Origin of the sequence: Thermoflavimicrobium daqui, assembly GCF_003313465.1 — a bacterium.
Taxonomy (GTDB): Bacteria; Bacillota; Bacilli; order Thermoactinomycetales; family Thermoactinomycetaceae; genus Thermoflavimicrobium; species Thermoflavimicrobium daqui.
On sequence record NZ_KZ845663.1, the window covers coordinates 227,845 to 242,799 of the forward strand.

Genomic DNA, 14,955 nt, shown 5'->3' on the forward strand with positions numbered 1-14,955 from the left:
CCCTTTCAATGCTCTGCTTGTAACTCTTGATCAAGCCATTTTTGCATCCATTTCTTTACCTGATCCGGATGTGAGCGACATGCCTCAATCCACTGACGTGAAACTAGACTTTTTAAAATCTGGCTACGTTTGGCTGGATCTAGCACTCTAGCTTGGATTTCTTCACGCATCTCTTTGGCCAGTTCAAGAAAGAGCGCATACTCTTCTCCATATATTTGCTCTAGTTCCTGACGAATCGTTTTGGCGAGACTTGGGCTAGCTCCTCCAGTTGAAATAGAAAGGGTTAGCTGACCTCGGTGAATTGTTGAAGGCACCGTAAAATTACAAAGTGAGGGTTGATCGACTACATTGATCCACTGCTTCCTCTTTTTTGCGTCCTTATATATTTGGTGATTGACTTCCCGCTGATTCGTAGCAGCAATCACTATAGAACAATTTTCTCCATCTTTTTCCTCATAAAAACGCGGATACCAAACAATTTTCCCGATCTCAGCCCATTTCTTTACTGTTTGTGTTACAACAGGGCTAACAACAATGACGTCCGCATCCGACACCAGTAATCGAGCAATTTTTCTCTCTGCTACTTTTCCACCACCTACTACTAGGCAGCGGTGTGAAGTTAAGTCCACCATCATTGGATAAAATCGATTCATCTAGCAAGCTCCTTTATCTAAAACCAATGATGAAATGAGATACGTGTACTTGAGATCAAAACATTAAGCAAAATAGAAACCAAAGCAATCGTATTCCACCAAGCTAAGCGGCGACCATTCCAGCGATTCACAACCCACTGATACAACACAAATCCATATACAATCATTACTAAACTGGAAGTCCAAACTTTGACATCATTCCAGAATAACTGACCGATCATCTGATAATACCAAATCACTCCTAATATCATGGCAATCAACAATAAAGGAGTTCCTATCAAAACGAGATAGCGCGAAAAAACTTGGAGACGATCTAAACTGGGTAGACGAAATAGAAACTTATTCCATTTTTTCTTTTTCAATAAGTAGTTACTAATCAAGTATAGTCCCGCACAAATACTCGATAACGAAAACGAGACATAGGATAAGATCGCCAAGGAAATATGCACAAATCCCAATTCAGAAAGGAGAAGTTTCGTATACTCTGGTGATAAATCCCGAGCAAAAAACAGATGGATAGCGAGTACTGTGAAGCCGATCACATTTGCAAAAAAAACAAATAAATCCATCCTCTGATACAGTCTCTGAATCACAAGAGTAAACGTAACAAGTGCCCACGAATACATAAATAGAGCGTCAAACTGCAATGCAATCGGTATAAGTGAAAAAATCCATAAAATAAATAGTAATGACTGACAAAACCAGACTGTAATTAACAATCCAGCGGATAAGCGTCGAGATCGTAGGTTGGGATAAAGTAGATCTGAAAAAGAAAAAAGTAAACTAAGTGCATAGAGATAGATTAAAAAGTCAAAAAGCCACCGCTCAGCAAACACTTCCATTCCCCTTTCGCTTACGAGGTGACGGAAACTTTTCCATCTACAAGCGCTGGGTTATTCAAGCTTTTAATTAGAGTCGAAGAAGCTGCTTTTTGCTCTATTTCCTTCTCTTGGATATGCTCCTCCAATGAGAAAATCTGCACAAATAAATCGAGCGCTTCATCTCGCTGTGATGTTGCGGCCAATTCTTTGATTCGAACGATAGGATCTCTTAATAATTGATTGACAATGCTTTTCGTATGCTTACGTAAAACACGCTTTTCACGTTCGGTTAAGTCAGGTAGCTTTCTTTCAATCCTTGCCATCGTTTCTTCTTGGACAGCAAGTGATTTTTCACGGAGAGCTGTAATAAGTGGTACAACTCCCAACATTTGAAGCCATTCTTGAAAGGAACGGGTTTCCTTATCAATCCAAACCCTCACCTTTTGAGCTTCTTGCTCACGCAAAGTGATGTTCGCATCGACAATCCCATGTAAATCATCAATATCATACAAAAAGACTTGATCAAGTTCATGAACGGATGAGTCAATATCGCGTGGTACCGCAATATCAATGAGAAATAAAGGTGAACGCCTTTTGTTTATAATCGGCTCCATCACCTCTTTCGTTAAAATAGGCTTTGTCGAACCAGTCGAACTTACTACGATATCTGCTTCTTGGAGTGATTCACACAATTGTTCCATCGAACGGGCAATCCCCTGAAATTGCTGCGCTACTTCAACTGCCTTAGCCAAGGTACGATTAAGAACAATCACTTTGGTTGCCCCAGCCGCATAAAAATGTTTAGCTGTAAGCTCTCCCATCTCACCTGCACCAATAAGCACAATCGTTTTATCTCGAAAGGATTCAAACATTTTCTTACCTAACTCAACAGCTGCATAACTAACAGATACAGCATTTTGACCAATCTCTGTTTCTGTATGAACACGTTTCCCAAGGGTGATCGCTTGTTTAAATAACATATTAAAAATAGTTCCTGTTGTTTTTTCAGCTTGTGCTGTTAAGAAAGCCGATCGAACTTGTCCCAAAATCTGCGTTTCTCCAATAACAAGCGAATCAAGTCCAGCAACCACTTGAAACAGATGATTCACAGCTGTTTCATTTTCTTTGATATACAAATTACTCTCAAATTCTTCTCTTGGAATTCGAAACCAGCTTTCCAAAAATGCCTTGGAATAATATTCCCCTGTATGAAGTTGATCACAAACTACATATAACTCCATTCGATTACAGGTGCTAACAATAACGCATTCCAAAATACTTTTCATATCTCGTAAAGTACGAAGAGCGAGGGATAAATCACGATCAGAAAATGCGAACTTCTCACGGATTTCTACCTTCGCTGTTTTATGATTAAGCCCTACAACGAGTGTATGCATCTAACTTTCACCTCGGATTCCCAGTTTCATTTATTTCTGTCGATTCTGGGACAATTCCTAAGTCATTACACCATATTATAACATAGGTCATTTTTTTTCTCTTTCCTACCTGTGAACAGATTTTGAAGGACATCAAATCAAATATATTTTAACATAGCCCGTACACAAATGTTTAAATGGGATATAAAAAGAACTTTTTTCCTAGCATTTACAATTAGAACCATTTCATCCGAGTATTTTAACAATTGAAAATAAAAGCATTTACGAATATAATATATATCATAAAAATAAATGTATATTATGAATAAACTGATAAAAGGAGGGCTAAAGCTGCTGCAAATGAATAAATTCACGGATTATTTATAGTGATTTGTGAATACTTGATACTTATTGAAAAACTGGATACACGTAGCAGTGTAGCTTATGTCTAAGTGGAAATTCTTTTATTCCATTCTTATCATCACTCTTTTCAATCTCTCCCTGATCGCTTGTTCACCCACCTCATCGAATCAATCATCCAAAATCCGTTTGGTAGAAGTAACTCATTCTTTATTTTACGCTCCACAATATGTTGCACTTAGCCTTGGTTTTTTTAAAGAACAAGGGCTAGAAATAGAATTAATAAATGGCAACGGTGGAGATAAAACGATGACAACGTTACTTGCTGGAGAGTCCGATATCATTCTCATGGGCACAGAAGGAGCCATCTATGTGACTGCTCGTGGTGCAACAGAGCCCATCGTGGCCTTTGCTCAATTAACTCAGACAGATGGTACATTTTTAGTATCTCGAAAGCCACTTTCTTCCTTTAACTGGCATCAACTAAAAGGCAAATCTTTACTCGGTCAGCGTCGTGGTGGAATGCCACAAATGGTTAGTGAATATGTCCAACGTAAAAATGGTCTTCATCCTCATCAGGATGTACGCATGATTCAAAATGTTGAATATCAAAATTTAGGGAATGCATTTGCTGCAGGCACGGGAGATTTTGCCCAATTGTTTGAGCCTGTTGCATCTAAATTAGAACAAGCTGGAAAAGGCAAAATCGTTGCCTCTTTTGGCAAAGATAGCGGGAATGTCCCTTATACTGTCTATATGTCAAAAAAAAGCTTTTTACAAAATCATCCAGATACTGCAAAACGTTTTATCCGTGCAATTTACAAAGCACAAAAATGGATCGCCTCTCATCGTATTTCTGAAATCGTCGATGCCGTATATCCTTATTTTAAAGATATGGATCGATCCATTCTTACACGTGTAATTGAACGTTATCAACAACAACAGTCGTGGTCTTTGGATCCCATCATTGAACGCCAAGAATATCAGCACTTACTTCAAATAATGAAACAAGCCGGTGAGCTCCCAAAGTCGGTTCCTTATGAGCAAATTATTGATACAAAATTAGGTCATTCTATTATGAATGAAAAGTAAGGAGGGGGGAAGATGATCTCCTCTTTTGCTGTACAAGTTAATCACTTAACACATACTTACTTAACCAAACAGACAGAAAAAGAGGCGGTAAAATCAGTCTCATTCCATGTTTCGCGTGGTGAGTTTATCTCAATTGTTGGTCCAAGTGGATGTGGTAAAAGTACGATCCTTTCCCTGATTGCTGGCATTTTCCCCTATACGGATGGTGAAATCGTACTCTTTGGTGAAAAAGTAAAAGGACCATCAAAACGAATTGGTTATATGCTACAAAAAGATGGCTTATTCGATTGGCGTACAGTAGAAGAAAATATACGCTTTGGGCTTGAAGTCCAACATCAAGCAAATCGAGAGCATATTGCATTCAGTTATCAGCTTCTTAAGCAAGTTGGATTGGAGCATGTTGCCAAATTTTATCCTTCCCAACTATCAGGTGGAATGAGACAGCGGGTTGCTCTCGTACGAACTTTAACGATGAAACCGGATATACTATTACTCGATGAGCCTTTTTCCGCTTTAGACATCCAGCACAAACTACATCTTGAAGAATTACTAATTAGTTTACTATCCCAACAAGAAAAAACAGCTATTCTCGTTACACATGACCTTGAAGAAGCCATCGCAATGAGTGATCGTATTTTAGTAATGGGTGGGAATCCTGGAGAAGTTCAACAAACCTTCTTAGTTCCTGAAGAGCTGCGTTCTCTTTCTCCAATGAAAGCACGTGGTCATCCATCTTTCCGCCCTTTATTTGAAGCTCTATGGCAGGAGGTGGAGAAATCATGAACAAAAGTTGGTTAGAAAGGGGAGCGATGAGTCCAAATCATGCTCGTTATTTGCGAGAGACTCGAATTACAACCATATGGGTTTGGGTTTTAAGAATGGGTATTTTAGTTAGTTTTCTTTGGTTATGGGAATGGGCTACTAATCTTCGCATTATCGACCCCTTTCTATTTAGTAGTCCTAGCCGAATTTGGCAGTTAACGAGCAATATGGCTTTATCAGGTGAACTCTTCGGGCATGTTTGGTTAACCACATGGGAAACTGTTTGTGGCTTCATACTAGGGACCATCTTAGGAATCGCCATTGCAACATTAATTTGGGCTTCTCCATTTTTATCTCGTGTTCTAGATCCATATTTGGTCGTTTTAAACAGTATGCCCAAGGTCGCACTTGGTCCTTTATTTATTGTGGCGATGGGAGCCGGATTTGGTTCAATTTTAGCAATGGCCATTGCAATCACTATCATTATAACGGCATTGGTAATCCATAGTAGTTTTCAAGGCGTAGATCAAAGCTATCTCATCTTAGCCCGTTCCTTCGGAGCTAGTCGCTACCAAATCTTTTGTAAAGTTATTTTTCCTGCTTGTATTCCCGATATGATTGCCTCTTTAAAAGTAAATGTAGGATTAGCATGGGTTGGTGTGATCGTTGGTGAATTTTTGGTTTCCAAAGCTGGATTAGGATACTTAATCCTATATGGATTTCAGGTATTTAATCTCACATTAGTCATGGTCAGCCTTTTTATTATCGCAGTCATCTCGACACTCATGTATCAATTTATCGCTTGGTTAGAACACCGACTTTTACGCTACCGGCTTGGTGGGTAGTCCTCCTTTTCTTCATTGTTTATGATAAGATAGGACATAAGGATGTTAAGAAAAGGGAGAGAGTACCTGCGCATGCAGAAAAAAATAATTGGTTTTTTTCTTATTTTAGCGGGCATCTTACTTCTATTTGTACAAACTAAAATAGCTGAAATTAAAGACTTTATTACATGGCCTTTTTTGGGCTTACTTTTAAGTGTCATCTTACTTTTTATCTTTTTAATCAACCAACAAGCTCAACTCGTACTAATTGCTGGTATAAGTACGGCTATATTTCTTACTGTATGGGGAAATAAATATGTATCTGATTGGCCTACCCATTGGGGCATTCTGATCTTTATGTTCGGCATAGCCGTTATTCTACAATTCGTTGTTACCAAACATCATATGACTTTAATCATTGGAATTTTTATCATGTTAATCGGAGCATTTGCATGGCCCGGACTTCGAGACATTCCTGGACTTTCTTCCATTGCTATCATACTTAATACCTATTGGCCCGCTCTTGTTTTAGTGCTAGGATTTTTATTTTTAGTGAAAAAATAGGTTGATCTTTTAGTCTTTAGAACTAAATAGGTTTCTCTTATGATCCCAGCGCTCGAGATGTCGCTTGCTCAAAGAGAAGCCTATTTCCTATTCAGCGTCTAATTTAAATAAATGGAGAGAAAAGCATGATTCATATCAAAAGCAAAGAAGAAATCATTAAAATGCATCAAGCTGGACAGCTACTTGCTAAGTGTCATCAAGAAATCGCCAAAATGATTCGCCCTGGAATCACTACCTCTGACATTGATCAATGGGTTGAAACTTTTTTAGAACAACATGGAGCCATCCCTGAACAAAAAGGATACATGGGGTATCCTTTTGCAACTTGTGCTTCAGTGAACGATGAAGTATGCCATGGGTTTCCTCGTCCTATCCCTTTAAAAGAAGGCGACATTGTTACCATCGACATGGTAGTAAATTTAAATGGCTGGCTTGCTGATTCAGCTTGGTCCTATGCTGTTGGGAAAATTTCTAGCGATGCACAAAAACTATTAGATATCACTTATCAAGCCCTCTATCGCGGAATTGAACAAGCCACTGTTGGTAATCGCATTGGTGATATCTCTCATGCTATTCAAACGTTTGCAGAATCCCATGGACTATCAGTGGTTCGTCCCTTTATTGGGCATGGAATTGGTAGTAAAATGCATGAGCCACCAGAAGTTCCCCACTATGGCCCACCCCGTCAAGGACCATTGTTAAGAGAAGGAATGGTCATCACTATTGAGCCCATGTTAAATCTAGGTAAACATCATGTTAAAGTCGAAGCAGATGGTTGGACGGCTAAAACAGTTGATGGTAGTCTCTCCGCTCAATATGAACATACAGTTGCGATCACAGCAGATGGCCCTATGATTTTGACAGATCAAAATAAATAAATGCCAAGTAGGTTATAGAAGAAAAGAAGCCCTTATGATTAAGGGCTTCTTTTCTTCTATACTTCAAACTTTGTTATCAATCGGCTTTTCTCTTCATAACGCTCTATAGCTAAGTTAATTAGCTTGGTTACCAATTCTGAGTAGCTAATCCCCGAATACTCCCATAGTTTGGCATACATACTATATGGAGTAAAGCCTGGGAGTGTATTTACTTCATTTAATAATACTTCACCATTATCACGACGAACAAAGAAATCAACACGTGCAAGTCCTGTACAATCAATCGCTTGATAAGCTTTGATTGCCATAGCACGAACTTGTAAAGCTACATCTTCAGGAAGTTGTGCTGGGATTTCCATGACCGACTTTCCATCAATATACTTCGCTTTATAATCATAAAAATCATTAGAAGAAACAATTTCTCCAGGCACTGACGCTTCTGGGAAATCATTGCCTAAAACAGCCACTTCAATTTCACGAGCAGGTACAAACTCTTCAATAATGGCTTTCCGATCAAATAAGAACGCATCATTTAACGCTTGTACCAGTTCTTCTGAATTATTCGCTTTTGAAATACCTACACTTGAACCAAGGTTAGCTGGCTTTACAAAGCAGGGATATCCGAGCGCCATTTCAATTTGCGAAATGACGTGATCCTGATCTTTTTCAAACTGATTACGTAAATAAGAAACATATTTACATTGGGGTAGACCTGCTTGTGCAAAAACCTTTTTGGAGATAACTTTATCCATGCCTACTGCAGATGCAAGAACTCCGGCCCCAACATACGGAATATTTGCAATTTCGAGTAACCCTTGCATGGTACCATCTTCCCCATATGTACCATGTAATACAGGGAATACAACATCGATTTCATCTGGACGGAAGGATGGTAGTGTCTGTTTTTCATGCGTTTGAATACTCACTGTTGGTAGTTGACTTTGAAGTTCTTTTAACTCTTGATCACCCATATTCGATGTAAGTAATGGAATAGATGCGGAGCCAAGCCTCCATTCTCCATCTTTAGTGATTCCGATAGGCAGTACCTCATATTTTGCTTTGTCCATTGCTTTGATTACGGATGCTGCGGAAGAAAGTGAAACATCATGTTCACCTGACTTACCACCAAACAGCACAGCTACACGAATCTTCTTATTCATCCTCTCCCAATCCTTTCTTTCTTCATTCATATTAGCCTATTTTACTGGGGCGATTTGAGTTCCAGCTTTTCTTCAATAAGATGCCACAATTCTTCTTTTCCCTGCCTTGTTTGCGCTGAAAACAATATAAGATGATCTTTTGGTTGAATTTGTAATGTTTCTTTTGTTACTTTTAAATACTTTTGCCATTTACCTTTAGGAATCTTATCAGCTTTCGTAGCAACAACCACGACAGGAAGTTGGTGATATTTCAAAAACTGGTACATCGATTGATCATCCGCAGTGGGAGGATGACGTAAATCTACTACTTGAATAACTGCTTTTAATGATTTCCGCTCGGTAAAATACGCTTCCATCATTTTTCCCCATGCTGCTCGGATACTTTTTGATACTCGTGCAAAACCATATCCTGGAACATCTGCAAAAAACATCTGATTATTAATTCGGTAAAAGTTAATGGTTTGGGTCTTTCCTGGTTTGGAGCTGGTACGTGCTAGGTTTTTCCGTTCAATCAAACAATTGATCAAAGAAGATTTACCCACATTAGAGCGTCCAGCCAGAGCGATCTCTGGCAGGACCTCGTCTGGGTATTGAGCCGGTTTTACCGCACTAACCTCAAACTCGACTTGTGTTACTTTCATATGGATTCCTCACTAAAGCTAGTTGTAATACATCATCTAAATGGCTAACAGCCGTAAAAGTTAAGTCTTTGCGAACGCTTTTAGGGATCTCCTCTAAGTCTTTTTCATTATCTTTCGGGAATAAAACATGTGTAATCCCCGCTCGATGTGCACTTAGCGATTTTTCTTTAAGACCACCAATCGCAAGAACTCGACCCCGAAGAGTAATCTCTCCAGTCATCGCTACCTTATGAGAGACAGGAATCCCTGTTAAAGCGGAAACAAGGGCTGTAGCCATAGTGATTCCCGCAGATGGGCCATCCTTTGGAATAGCTCCTTCTGGCACATGAATATGAATATCATTCTTCTCATAAAAATCAGGATCAATATGAAGCTCCTTGGCTCGTGAGCGAATATAACTAAAAGCCGCTTGAGCTGATTCTTTCATCACATCGCCCAATTTACCGGTTAAAGTGAGTTTTCCTTTTCCTGGTAAAATAGCAATCTCGATAGAAAGCGTATCTCCACCAGCTTCTGTCCACGCTAATCCTGTAGCTACACCTACTTGATCCGTCTTTTCAGCCCGTCCATAGTGGAACTTCTCTGCCCCTAAATACTTAGGCAAATTTCGAGTAGTAATAACTACACGTTTTTTCTTTCCTGATACGATTTGTTTCGCTGCTTTGCGACACAGTGATCCAATTGTTCGCTCTAAGTTTCTTACTCCTGCTTCTCTCGTATAATTTCGAATCAATTTAAGCACGGTTTCCGAATGAACTTGCATATTATTGGTAGTTAATCCATGCTCTTTAAGCTGTTTTGGTAATAAAAAGTCCTTGGCAATACGTTCCTTTTCTAACTCTGTATATCCAGAGATATATAATACTTCCATCCGATCTAAGAGTGGCCTTGGAATATTATGAATCGCATTAGCTGTTGTAATAAACATCACTTTAGAAAGATCAAAAGGGATTTCAATATAGTGGTCACTAAAGGTTGAATTTTGATTTGGATCCAATACTTCAAGTAATGCAGAAGCAGGATCACCACGGAAATCCATCGACATTTTATCAATTTCATCTAATAGAAAAACAGGATTGGATGTGCCCGCATTTTTCATTCCTTGAATAATACGTCCTGGCATCGCACCAACGTAGGTTCGACGGTGACCACGAATTTCTGCCTCATCGCGAACTCCACCTAAAGAAATACGAACAAATTCTCGATTTAAAGCGCGAGCAACGGAGCGAGCCAGTGAGGTTTTTCCTACACCGGGAGGACCAACTAAACATAAAATAGGTCCTTTTAATTTTTGTACCATCTTTTGAACAGCTAAGTATTCAAGGATTCGCTCTTTGGCTTTTTCCATTCCAAAGTGATCTTCGTTTAATACTTTCTCAGCTTTTTCTATACTTAGATCATCCTCGGTTTCTTTCTGCCATGGTAAATCTAAAAGCCATTCAATATAAGTACGAATAACTCCACCTTCTGCAGAAGTAGTAGGAATTTTCTCTAATCGATCAATCTCTTTTTCAACTTTTTCTTTTACTTCGGATGGAGCTTGTAGTTTTTCTAATTGACCACGAAGCTCTTCGACTTCTCCTTGCCTACCTTCTTTTTCGCCCAATTCACGTTGAATAGCTTTCATTTGTTCACGCAAATAGTATTCTTTCTGCGTTTTTTCCATTTGCTTTTTCACACGTGAAGTAATTTTTCTTTCTAATTCTAAAACTTCTTTTTCATTATTGATAATGCCTAATAATTTTTCTAAACGCAGTTGAATATCTGCTATTTCTAGAATACTTTGCTTTTCAACAACTTTTAATGGGAGATGTGAAGTAATCACATCAGCCAATCTACCTGGTTCTTCAATATCAGCTACTACAGAATAAGTTTCTGCTGATATTTTTTTAGACAAACGCAAATATTGTTCAAAATGGTCAAGTACAGAGCGTACTAAAGCTTCTGTATCTAAATTTTTATGTTCTACATCCGGTAATTCACTTACATGAACTTGATAATATTCTTCCGCATCTATAAATGAGAGGATTCGCGCCCTCTTTAGTCCTTCAACTAGAACACGAATCGTTCCGTTTGGAAGTTTAAGCATTTGCCGTACTTTGGCAATGGTTCCTACTAAGTAAATATCTTCACTTGTTGGTTCTTCAATTTGTGCATCTTTTTGCGAAGCAAGAAAAATTTTGTGATCATCTACCATTGAATTTTCTAAAGCTTGGATCGACTTATCACGACCCACATCTAAATGAAGTACCATACTTGGGAACACAATTTCACCACGTAATGGTAACAAAGGAAGTGTATGTTCCTCTTCTTTTACAGCCATACCTGCACCTCCAATGCTGTTGTTTCGAAGGAACCTGTACCAACTTTGTACGATTTTATCCTATTCGTTTTCTTTTGTCTATGACAGAACAAAAGCCGGGCACCCTTTAAGTTTTAATAAGGGTACCGACTATTTAACAACTTTGGCCACCCCACCTTTTATTACTCTATTCTCATGAGATAAAGCAGTATACAATCATATACCTGCCGGCACTCTTTAAATCAGTCGCTTATCGACTTTGAGTTAGTGATCTATCCAAATGCGATTTGCTCAAAATCTATCCATGATCCTGATTTTTCATCGATCATATAACATACTCGCACAAGTATAAAACTGCAAAATCTTACTGAATACTATAGCACAAAATCGTTTGCTCTTTCATCTACCTTTTAGGTTAATACAGGAGTGATGGGTAATATCATTTCTTCTTGTGGTTGTGGCTTAAGTATTGCTTGTTCTAATACTTCATCCATACTCGTCACTGGAATCACTTCAATATCTTTCATCTGTTTAAACAAGGCTTGCATATTATCTTTTGGAATCATGACACGGGTTGCCCCAGCCTGTCTAGCAGCTTCAACTTTAGATACAATTCCACCCACTGGTTTAACATGACCATGAATACTTAACTCACCCGTCATGGCTAACTGATGATCTACTGGAACGCCACGAATCGCTGAATATATAGCCGTTGCAATGGTAATCCCTGCAGATGGCCCATCGATAGGGATTCCTCCAGGAAAGTTAATATGCAAATGATAATCATCAGGTCGGATATCCGTTTTACGCAAATAGGTAATGACATTTTCTACTGAACTATATGCCATACTTTTTCGTCGCAGAGTGCGGGAATGCCCTCCCATTTCTTCTTGTTCAACCACTCCTGTAATTTGAACCGAACCAGTACCATCTCTAACTTTGGTGGCGGTTACTTCAACTTCAAGAACCATACCTAAGTTCGGACCAAAAACAGCGAGTCCTGATGCCAAACCTACCTGAGCAGAAATAGGCATCTTCAGATCTATGCGCGGAGAAAGTTGGCTACTATGCACAACCCATTCGACATCTGCTCGTTCAATTTCTTGACGTCCTTCTGTCATAGCCAAACTGATCGCTGTTTGTACTAAATTGACTGCATCCCGTCCATTGTTTGCATAACGTTTGACAACCGATATGGCTTCTTTATCATACCCAAAATTGGCGCGCTCGCAAGCTTGAATCGCGATTTTTTCTATTTCATGAGGAAACAATGGGCGAAAAAAAATCTCCATACAACGTGAACGAATCGCTGGTGGAATCTCTTCTGGAGTACGTGTTGTTGCTCCAATTAATCGAAAATCAGCAGGGAGTCCATTTTGGAAAATATCATGAATATGGGTGGGAATGTTTCGATCTTCTGAACTATAATAAGCACTTTCTAAAAAAACTTTTCGATCTTCCAGCACCTTTAATAGTTTATTCATTTGAATGGAATGCAACTCCCCAATTTCGTCAATAAACAAAATTCCTCCATGAGCCTTTGTAACTGCACCTGGTTTAGGCTGTGGAACACCAGATGCCCCAAGTGCACCCGCTCCTTGATAAATTGGATCATGGACAGATCCAATTAGTGGATCGGCAATTCCTCTTTCATCAAAGCGTGCTGTTGTAGCGTCCACTTCAATAAACTTAGCTCTTTCATGAAAAGGGGAGCATTTACTTTTTTTAGCTTCTTCTAAGATCACTCTCGCTGCTGCCGTTTTTCCTACCCCAGGTGGACCATAAATAATCACATGCTGGGGATTCGGTCCACACAATGCTGCACGTAATGCACGAATCCCTTCCTGCTGACCGATAATCTCTTGAAGCTTCGTAGGTCTAGTCTTTTCAGATAATGGTTCAGTCAGGGAAATCTGCCGCATATCCTTAAGTTTGTCCAACTCTTTCCTCGACTCTTTGTCCACTGCGATTCGGTTGCTTTGCTGATTTCTTAGCAGATTCCAGAAATAAAGACCGATAATGACACTAAAGCCGATCTGCATCAGCATAAGTACAACAGTCCAATTCAACATGATGACTTCCCTTCCTTGTCTCACAATCAATTCCAAAGGCTTGCTTTACCTGTAGTATGACCGCATCAAGAAAGGGATACTCATCCGATAAGATCTTTACCAAGACTTACCCTCTGCGAGTCGATGCTATTTTTCGCTTCATGTACATATCAAAAGCCCAATGAAGCATAGGTACTAATGGATAATCCCATTCCCCCATCAGTTCACAAGCTTCCCCATTAAATCCTACCTTAAATCTTAACAAGTCATAAAGTGGATCTTTTTCATCAAGGCTTGTACTAATCCCGCGAAAGTCAAAAGTATGTGCACCTAATACGTAAGCGTCTTGAATCATTTTCCATCGTAACAAATAGCTAGCTGCTGGATCTGACTTTGTATATTTTGCACCATATAAATCCCAAGTTTGGCCTTTAACATGAATAGCAAGTGCTGCACTCAGAAGTTTTTCACCCTGTTTAGCTAAGTATAACCGAATACGGTTAGGGTCTTCAGCGCTTAAATTATAGTGCATTGCATTAAAATAAGATATATCTCGAGTAAGGCTCCCCTCTTGTTTAGCTGTTTCTGCTAACAATTGATAAAACTCTGGAATATCTTTCTCCGTCCCGAGTGTTACCTCGACACCTTCCCACTCTGCTTGATTAATTTTTTTCTGCCAGTGTGGATGAAATTCAGCAAAGATATGATCTAGTGTTTTCTGCGCTAAGTTTAAACGATAAACAAACTGAGGTTGAACAGTTATATCAAAGCTATCTTGTCCTATATTCTGTTTCCAACCTAACTTCTCTAATTTTTGTTGAATGATTTCAACATCATTATTAATTTGGTTTGGTCGAATATCTGTCAGTTTTTTATCTTTAAGTCCATGAGATTGGAAATCTTTCACACTTTCCATAATGGTTTCGGAATTCCACTTTCGTTTTACTAAAGGTGGATCCATTTTAACAGTGAATACATTCCACTGTTTAAAGTGTTCAAATAAAGGAGCAAACCATTGTTCTAAAGGAATTTCTGAAAACCAATTAATCATGGGACCACGTGGTATGTATGCAAGAAACTTATTCAGACTTGGAACTTTTTTATATAAAACGAGTGCACAGCCTACCATTTCATTCTCTGTTGTAAACCAGCCTAAGAGCTCGCTAGACCATTGCCATTCGGTTTTTAAATCAGCCCAAGAAGGATATTGTAAAAAATTCCTATGCGGTTGGTCCTCAATAAAGTTAAGATAACGTTTCCTGTTTACCAACGCTACCTTTAACACCTACGCCACCCACTTTCTACATTCATCTCAAACCCTCATGTATTATGTAAGTTATCCTGATCAACCCCGTCGGCTGCTCCTCCTTGTATTGATGGATTTGCTTATTCGATGGATCCAACCGAACTCTTACTAAACTATTTTATTTTAACATAAATTAGACAAAGATATGAGCATAAAAAAGCATCT

At 38.9% G+C, this 14,955-nt stretch carries 14 protein-coding genes; 5 read left to right on the top strand and 9 right to left on the bottom strand.

Annotation, left to right across the window (positions count from 1 at the left end; all coding sequences use genetic code 11):
• Window positions 1-5: 5 nt before the first annotated feature.
• Genes DL897_RS01115 through hemA form a run of 3 tightly spaced genes read right to left on the bottom strand, consistent with a single transcriptional unit; the run spans window position 6 to window position 2,871 of the window.
• Entirely contained in the window at window positions 6-653 is a 648-nt protein-coding gene (locus DL897_RS01115; RefSeq protein WP_113657286.1) for a precorrin-2 dehydrogenase/sirohydrochlorin ferrochelatase family protein, read from the bottom strand.
• A 17-nt stretch (window positions 654-670) separates the two neighbouring features.
• Window positions 671-1,489 (bottom strand): cytochrome C assembly family protein, encoded by an 819-nt coding sequence (locus DL897_RS01120; protein WP_168188586.1) that lies wholly within the window; start codon window positions 1,487-1,489, stop codon window positions 671-673.
• A gap of 17 nt (window positions 1,490-1,506) precedes the next feature.
• The gene (hemA, locus tag DL897_RS01125; protein ID WP_113657288.1) at window positions 1,507-2,871 is read right to left on the bottom strand and encodes a glutamyl-tRNA reductase; all 1,365 of its coding nucleotides are present in this window, start codon (window positions 2,869-2,871) and stop codon (window positions 1,507-1,509) included.
• A gap of 423 nt (window positions 2,872-3,294) precedes the next feature.
• On the opposite strand from hemA, the gene DL897_RS01130 reads away from it, so the two are divergent.
• The 5 genes from DL897_RS01130 (at window position 3,295) to map (ending at window position 7,330) form a co-directional block, all read left to right on the top strand.
• Entirely contained in the window at window positions 3,295-4,302 is a 1,008-nt protein-coding gene (locus tag DL897_RS01130; RefSeq protein WP_113657289.1) for an ABC transporter substrate-binding protein, read from the top strand.
• Window positions 4,303-4,314: 12 nt separating this feature from the next.
• Complete coding sequence (locus DL897_RS01135; protein WP_113657290.1) at window positions 4,315-5,085, top strand: ABC transporter ATP-binding protein; 771 nt, start codon at window positions 4,315-4,317, stop codon at window positions 5,083-5,085.
• Complete coding sequence (locus DL897_RS01140) at window positions 5,082-5,909, top strand: ABC transporter permease (protein ID WP_240627228.1); 828 nt, start codon at window positions 5,082-5,084, stop codon at window positions 5,907-5,909. Before DL897_RS01135 ends, DL897_RS01140 begins: the two co-directional genes overlap by 4 nt.
• A gap of 72 nt (window positions 5,910-5,981) precedes the next feature.
• Window positions 5,982-6,452: a hypothetical protein gene (locus DL897_RS01145; protein WP_113657291.1), complete on the top strand. Its 471-nt coding sequence runs from the start codon at window positions 5,982-5,984 to the stop codon at window positions 6,450-6,452.
• Window positions 6,453-6,577: 125 nt separating this feature from the next.
• Entirely contained in the window at window positions 6,578-7,330 is a 753-nt protein-coding gene (gene map, locus DL897_RS01150; RefSeq protein WP_113657292.1) for a type I methionyl aminopeptidase, read from the top strand.
• Between the two features lie 56 nt (window positions 7,331-7,386).
• Here the strand turns inward: map and DL897_RS01155 are convergent, their stop codons facing one another.
• The 6 genes from DL897_RS01155 to DL897_RS01175 form a co-directional block, all read right to left on the bottom strand.
• Window positions 7,387-8,490 (bottom strand): D-alanine--D-alanine ligase, encoded by a 1,104-nt coding sequence (locus DL897_RS01155; protein ID WP_113657293.1) that lies wholly within the window; start codon window positions 8,488-8,490, stop codon window positions 7,387-7,389.
• 41 nt (window positions 8,491-8,531) lie between these two features.
• On the bottom strand, window positions 8,532-9,131 hold the full coding sequence (gene yihA / locus DL897_RS01160; RefSeq protein ID WP_113657294.1) for a ribosome biogenesis GTP-binding protein YihA/YsxC: 600 nt from the start codon (window positions 9,129-9,131) through the stop codon (window positions 8,532-8,534).
• A complete protein-coding gene (gene lon, locus DL897_RS01165; protein WP_113657295.1) occupies window positions 9,106-11,454 on the bottom strand; it encodes an endopeptidase La in 2,349 nt (782 codons plus the stop codon). Before lon ends, yihA begins: the two co-directional genes overlap by 26 nt.
• 389 nt (window positions 11,455-11,843) lie before the next feature.
• Window positions 11,844-13,502 carry an ATP-dependent protease LonB gene (lonB, locus tag DL897_RS01170; protein WP_206186474.1) on the bottom strand — a complete coding sequence of 553 codons (1,659 nt, stop codon included), beginning with the start codon at window positions 13,500-13,502 and terminating at the stop codon, window positions 11,844-11,846.
• A complete protein-coding gene (locus DL897_RS18075; RefSeq protein WP_168188587.1) occupies window positions 13,459-13,608 on the bottom strand; it encodes a hypothetical protein in 150 nt (49 codons plus the stop codon). The genes lonB and DL897_RS18075 overlap by 44 nt, the downstream gene beginning before the upstream one ends.
• Window positions 13,609-13,611: 3 nt before the next feature.
• A complete protein-coding gene (locus DL897_RS01175) occupies window positions 13,612-14,769 on the bottom strand; it encodes a lipid II:glycine glycyltransferase FemX (RefSeq protein ID WP_113657297.1) in 1,158 nt (385 codons plus the stop codon).
• Between the last annotated feature and the right edge of the window lie 186 nt (window positions 14,770-14,955).

Excerpts from the sequence above, each read along its gene's own strand:
- DL897_RS01115 (WP_113657286.1), bottom strand. The coding sequence starts at position 653 with ATGAATCGATTTTATCCAATGATGGTGGACTTAACTTCACACCGCTGC.
- hemA (WP_113657288.1), bottom strand. The coding sequence starts at position 2,871 with ATGCATACACTCGTTGTAGGGCTTAATCATAAAACAGCGAAGGTAGAA.
- DL897_RS01130 (WP_113657289.1), top strand. The coding sequence starts at position 3,295 with ATGTCTAAGTGGAAATTCTTTTATTCCATTCTTATCATCACTCTTTTC.
- DL897_RS01135 (WP_113657290.1), top strand. The coding sequence starts at position 4,315 with ATGATCTCCTCTTTTGCTGTACAAGTTAATCACTTAACACATACTTAC.
- DL897_RS01140 (WP_240627228.1), top strand. The coding sequence starts at position 5,082 with ATGAACAAAAGTTGGTTAGAAAGGGGAGCGATGAGTCCAAATCATGCT.
- DL897_RS01145 (WP_113657291.1), top strand. The coding sequence starts at position 5,982 with ATGCAGAAAAAAATAATTGGTTTTTTTCTTATTTTAGCGGGCATCTTA.
- map (WP_113657292.1), top strand. The coding sequence starts at position 6,578 with ATGATTCATATCAAAAGCAAAGAAGAAATCATTAAAATGCATCAAGCT.
- DL897_RS01155 (WP_113657293.1), bottom strand. The coding sequence starts at position 8,490 with ATGAATAAGAAGATTCGTGTAGCTGTGCTGTTTGGTGGTAAGTCAGGT.
- yihA (WP_113657294.1), bottom strand. The coding sequence starts at position 9,131 with ATGAAAGTAACACAAGTCGAGTTTGAGGTTAGTGCGGTAAAACCGGCT.
- lon (WP_113657295.1), bottom strand. The coding sequence starts at position 11,454 with ATGGCTGTAAAAGAAGAGGAACATACACTTCCTTTGTTACCATTACGT.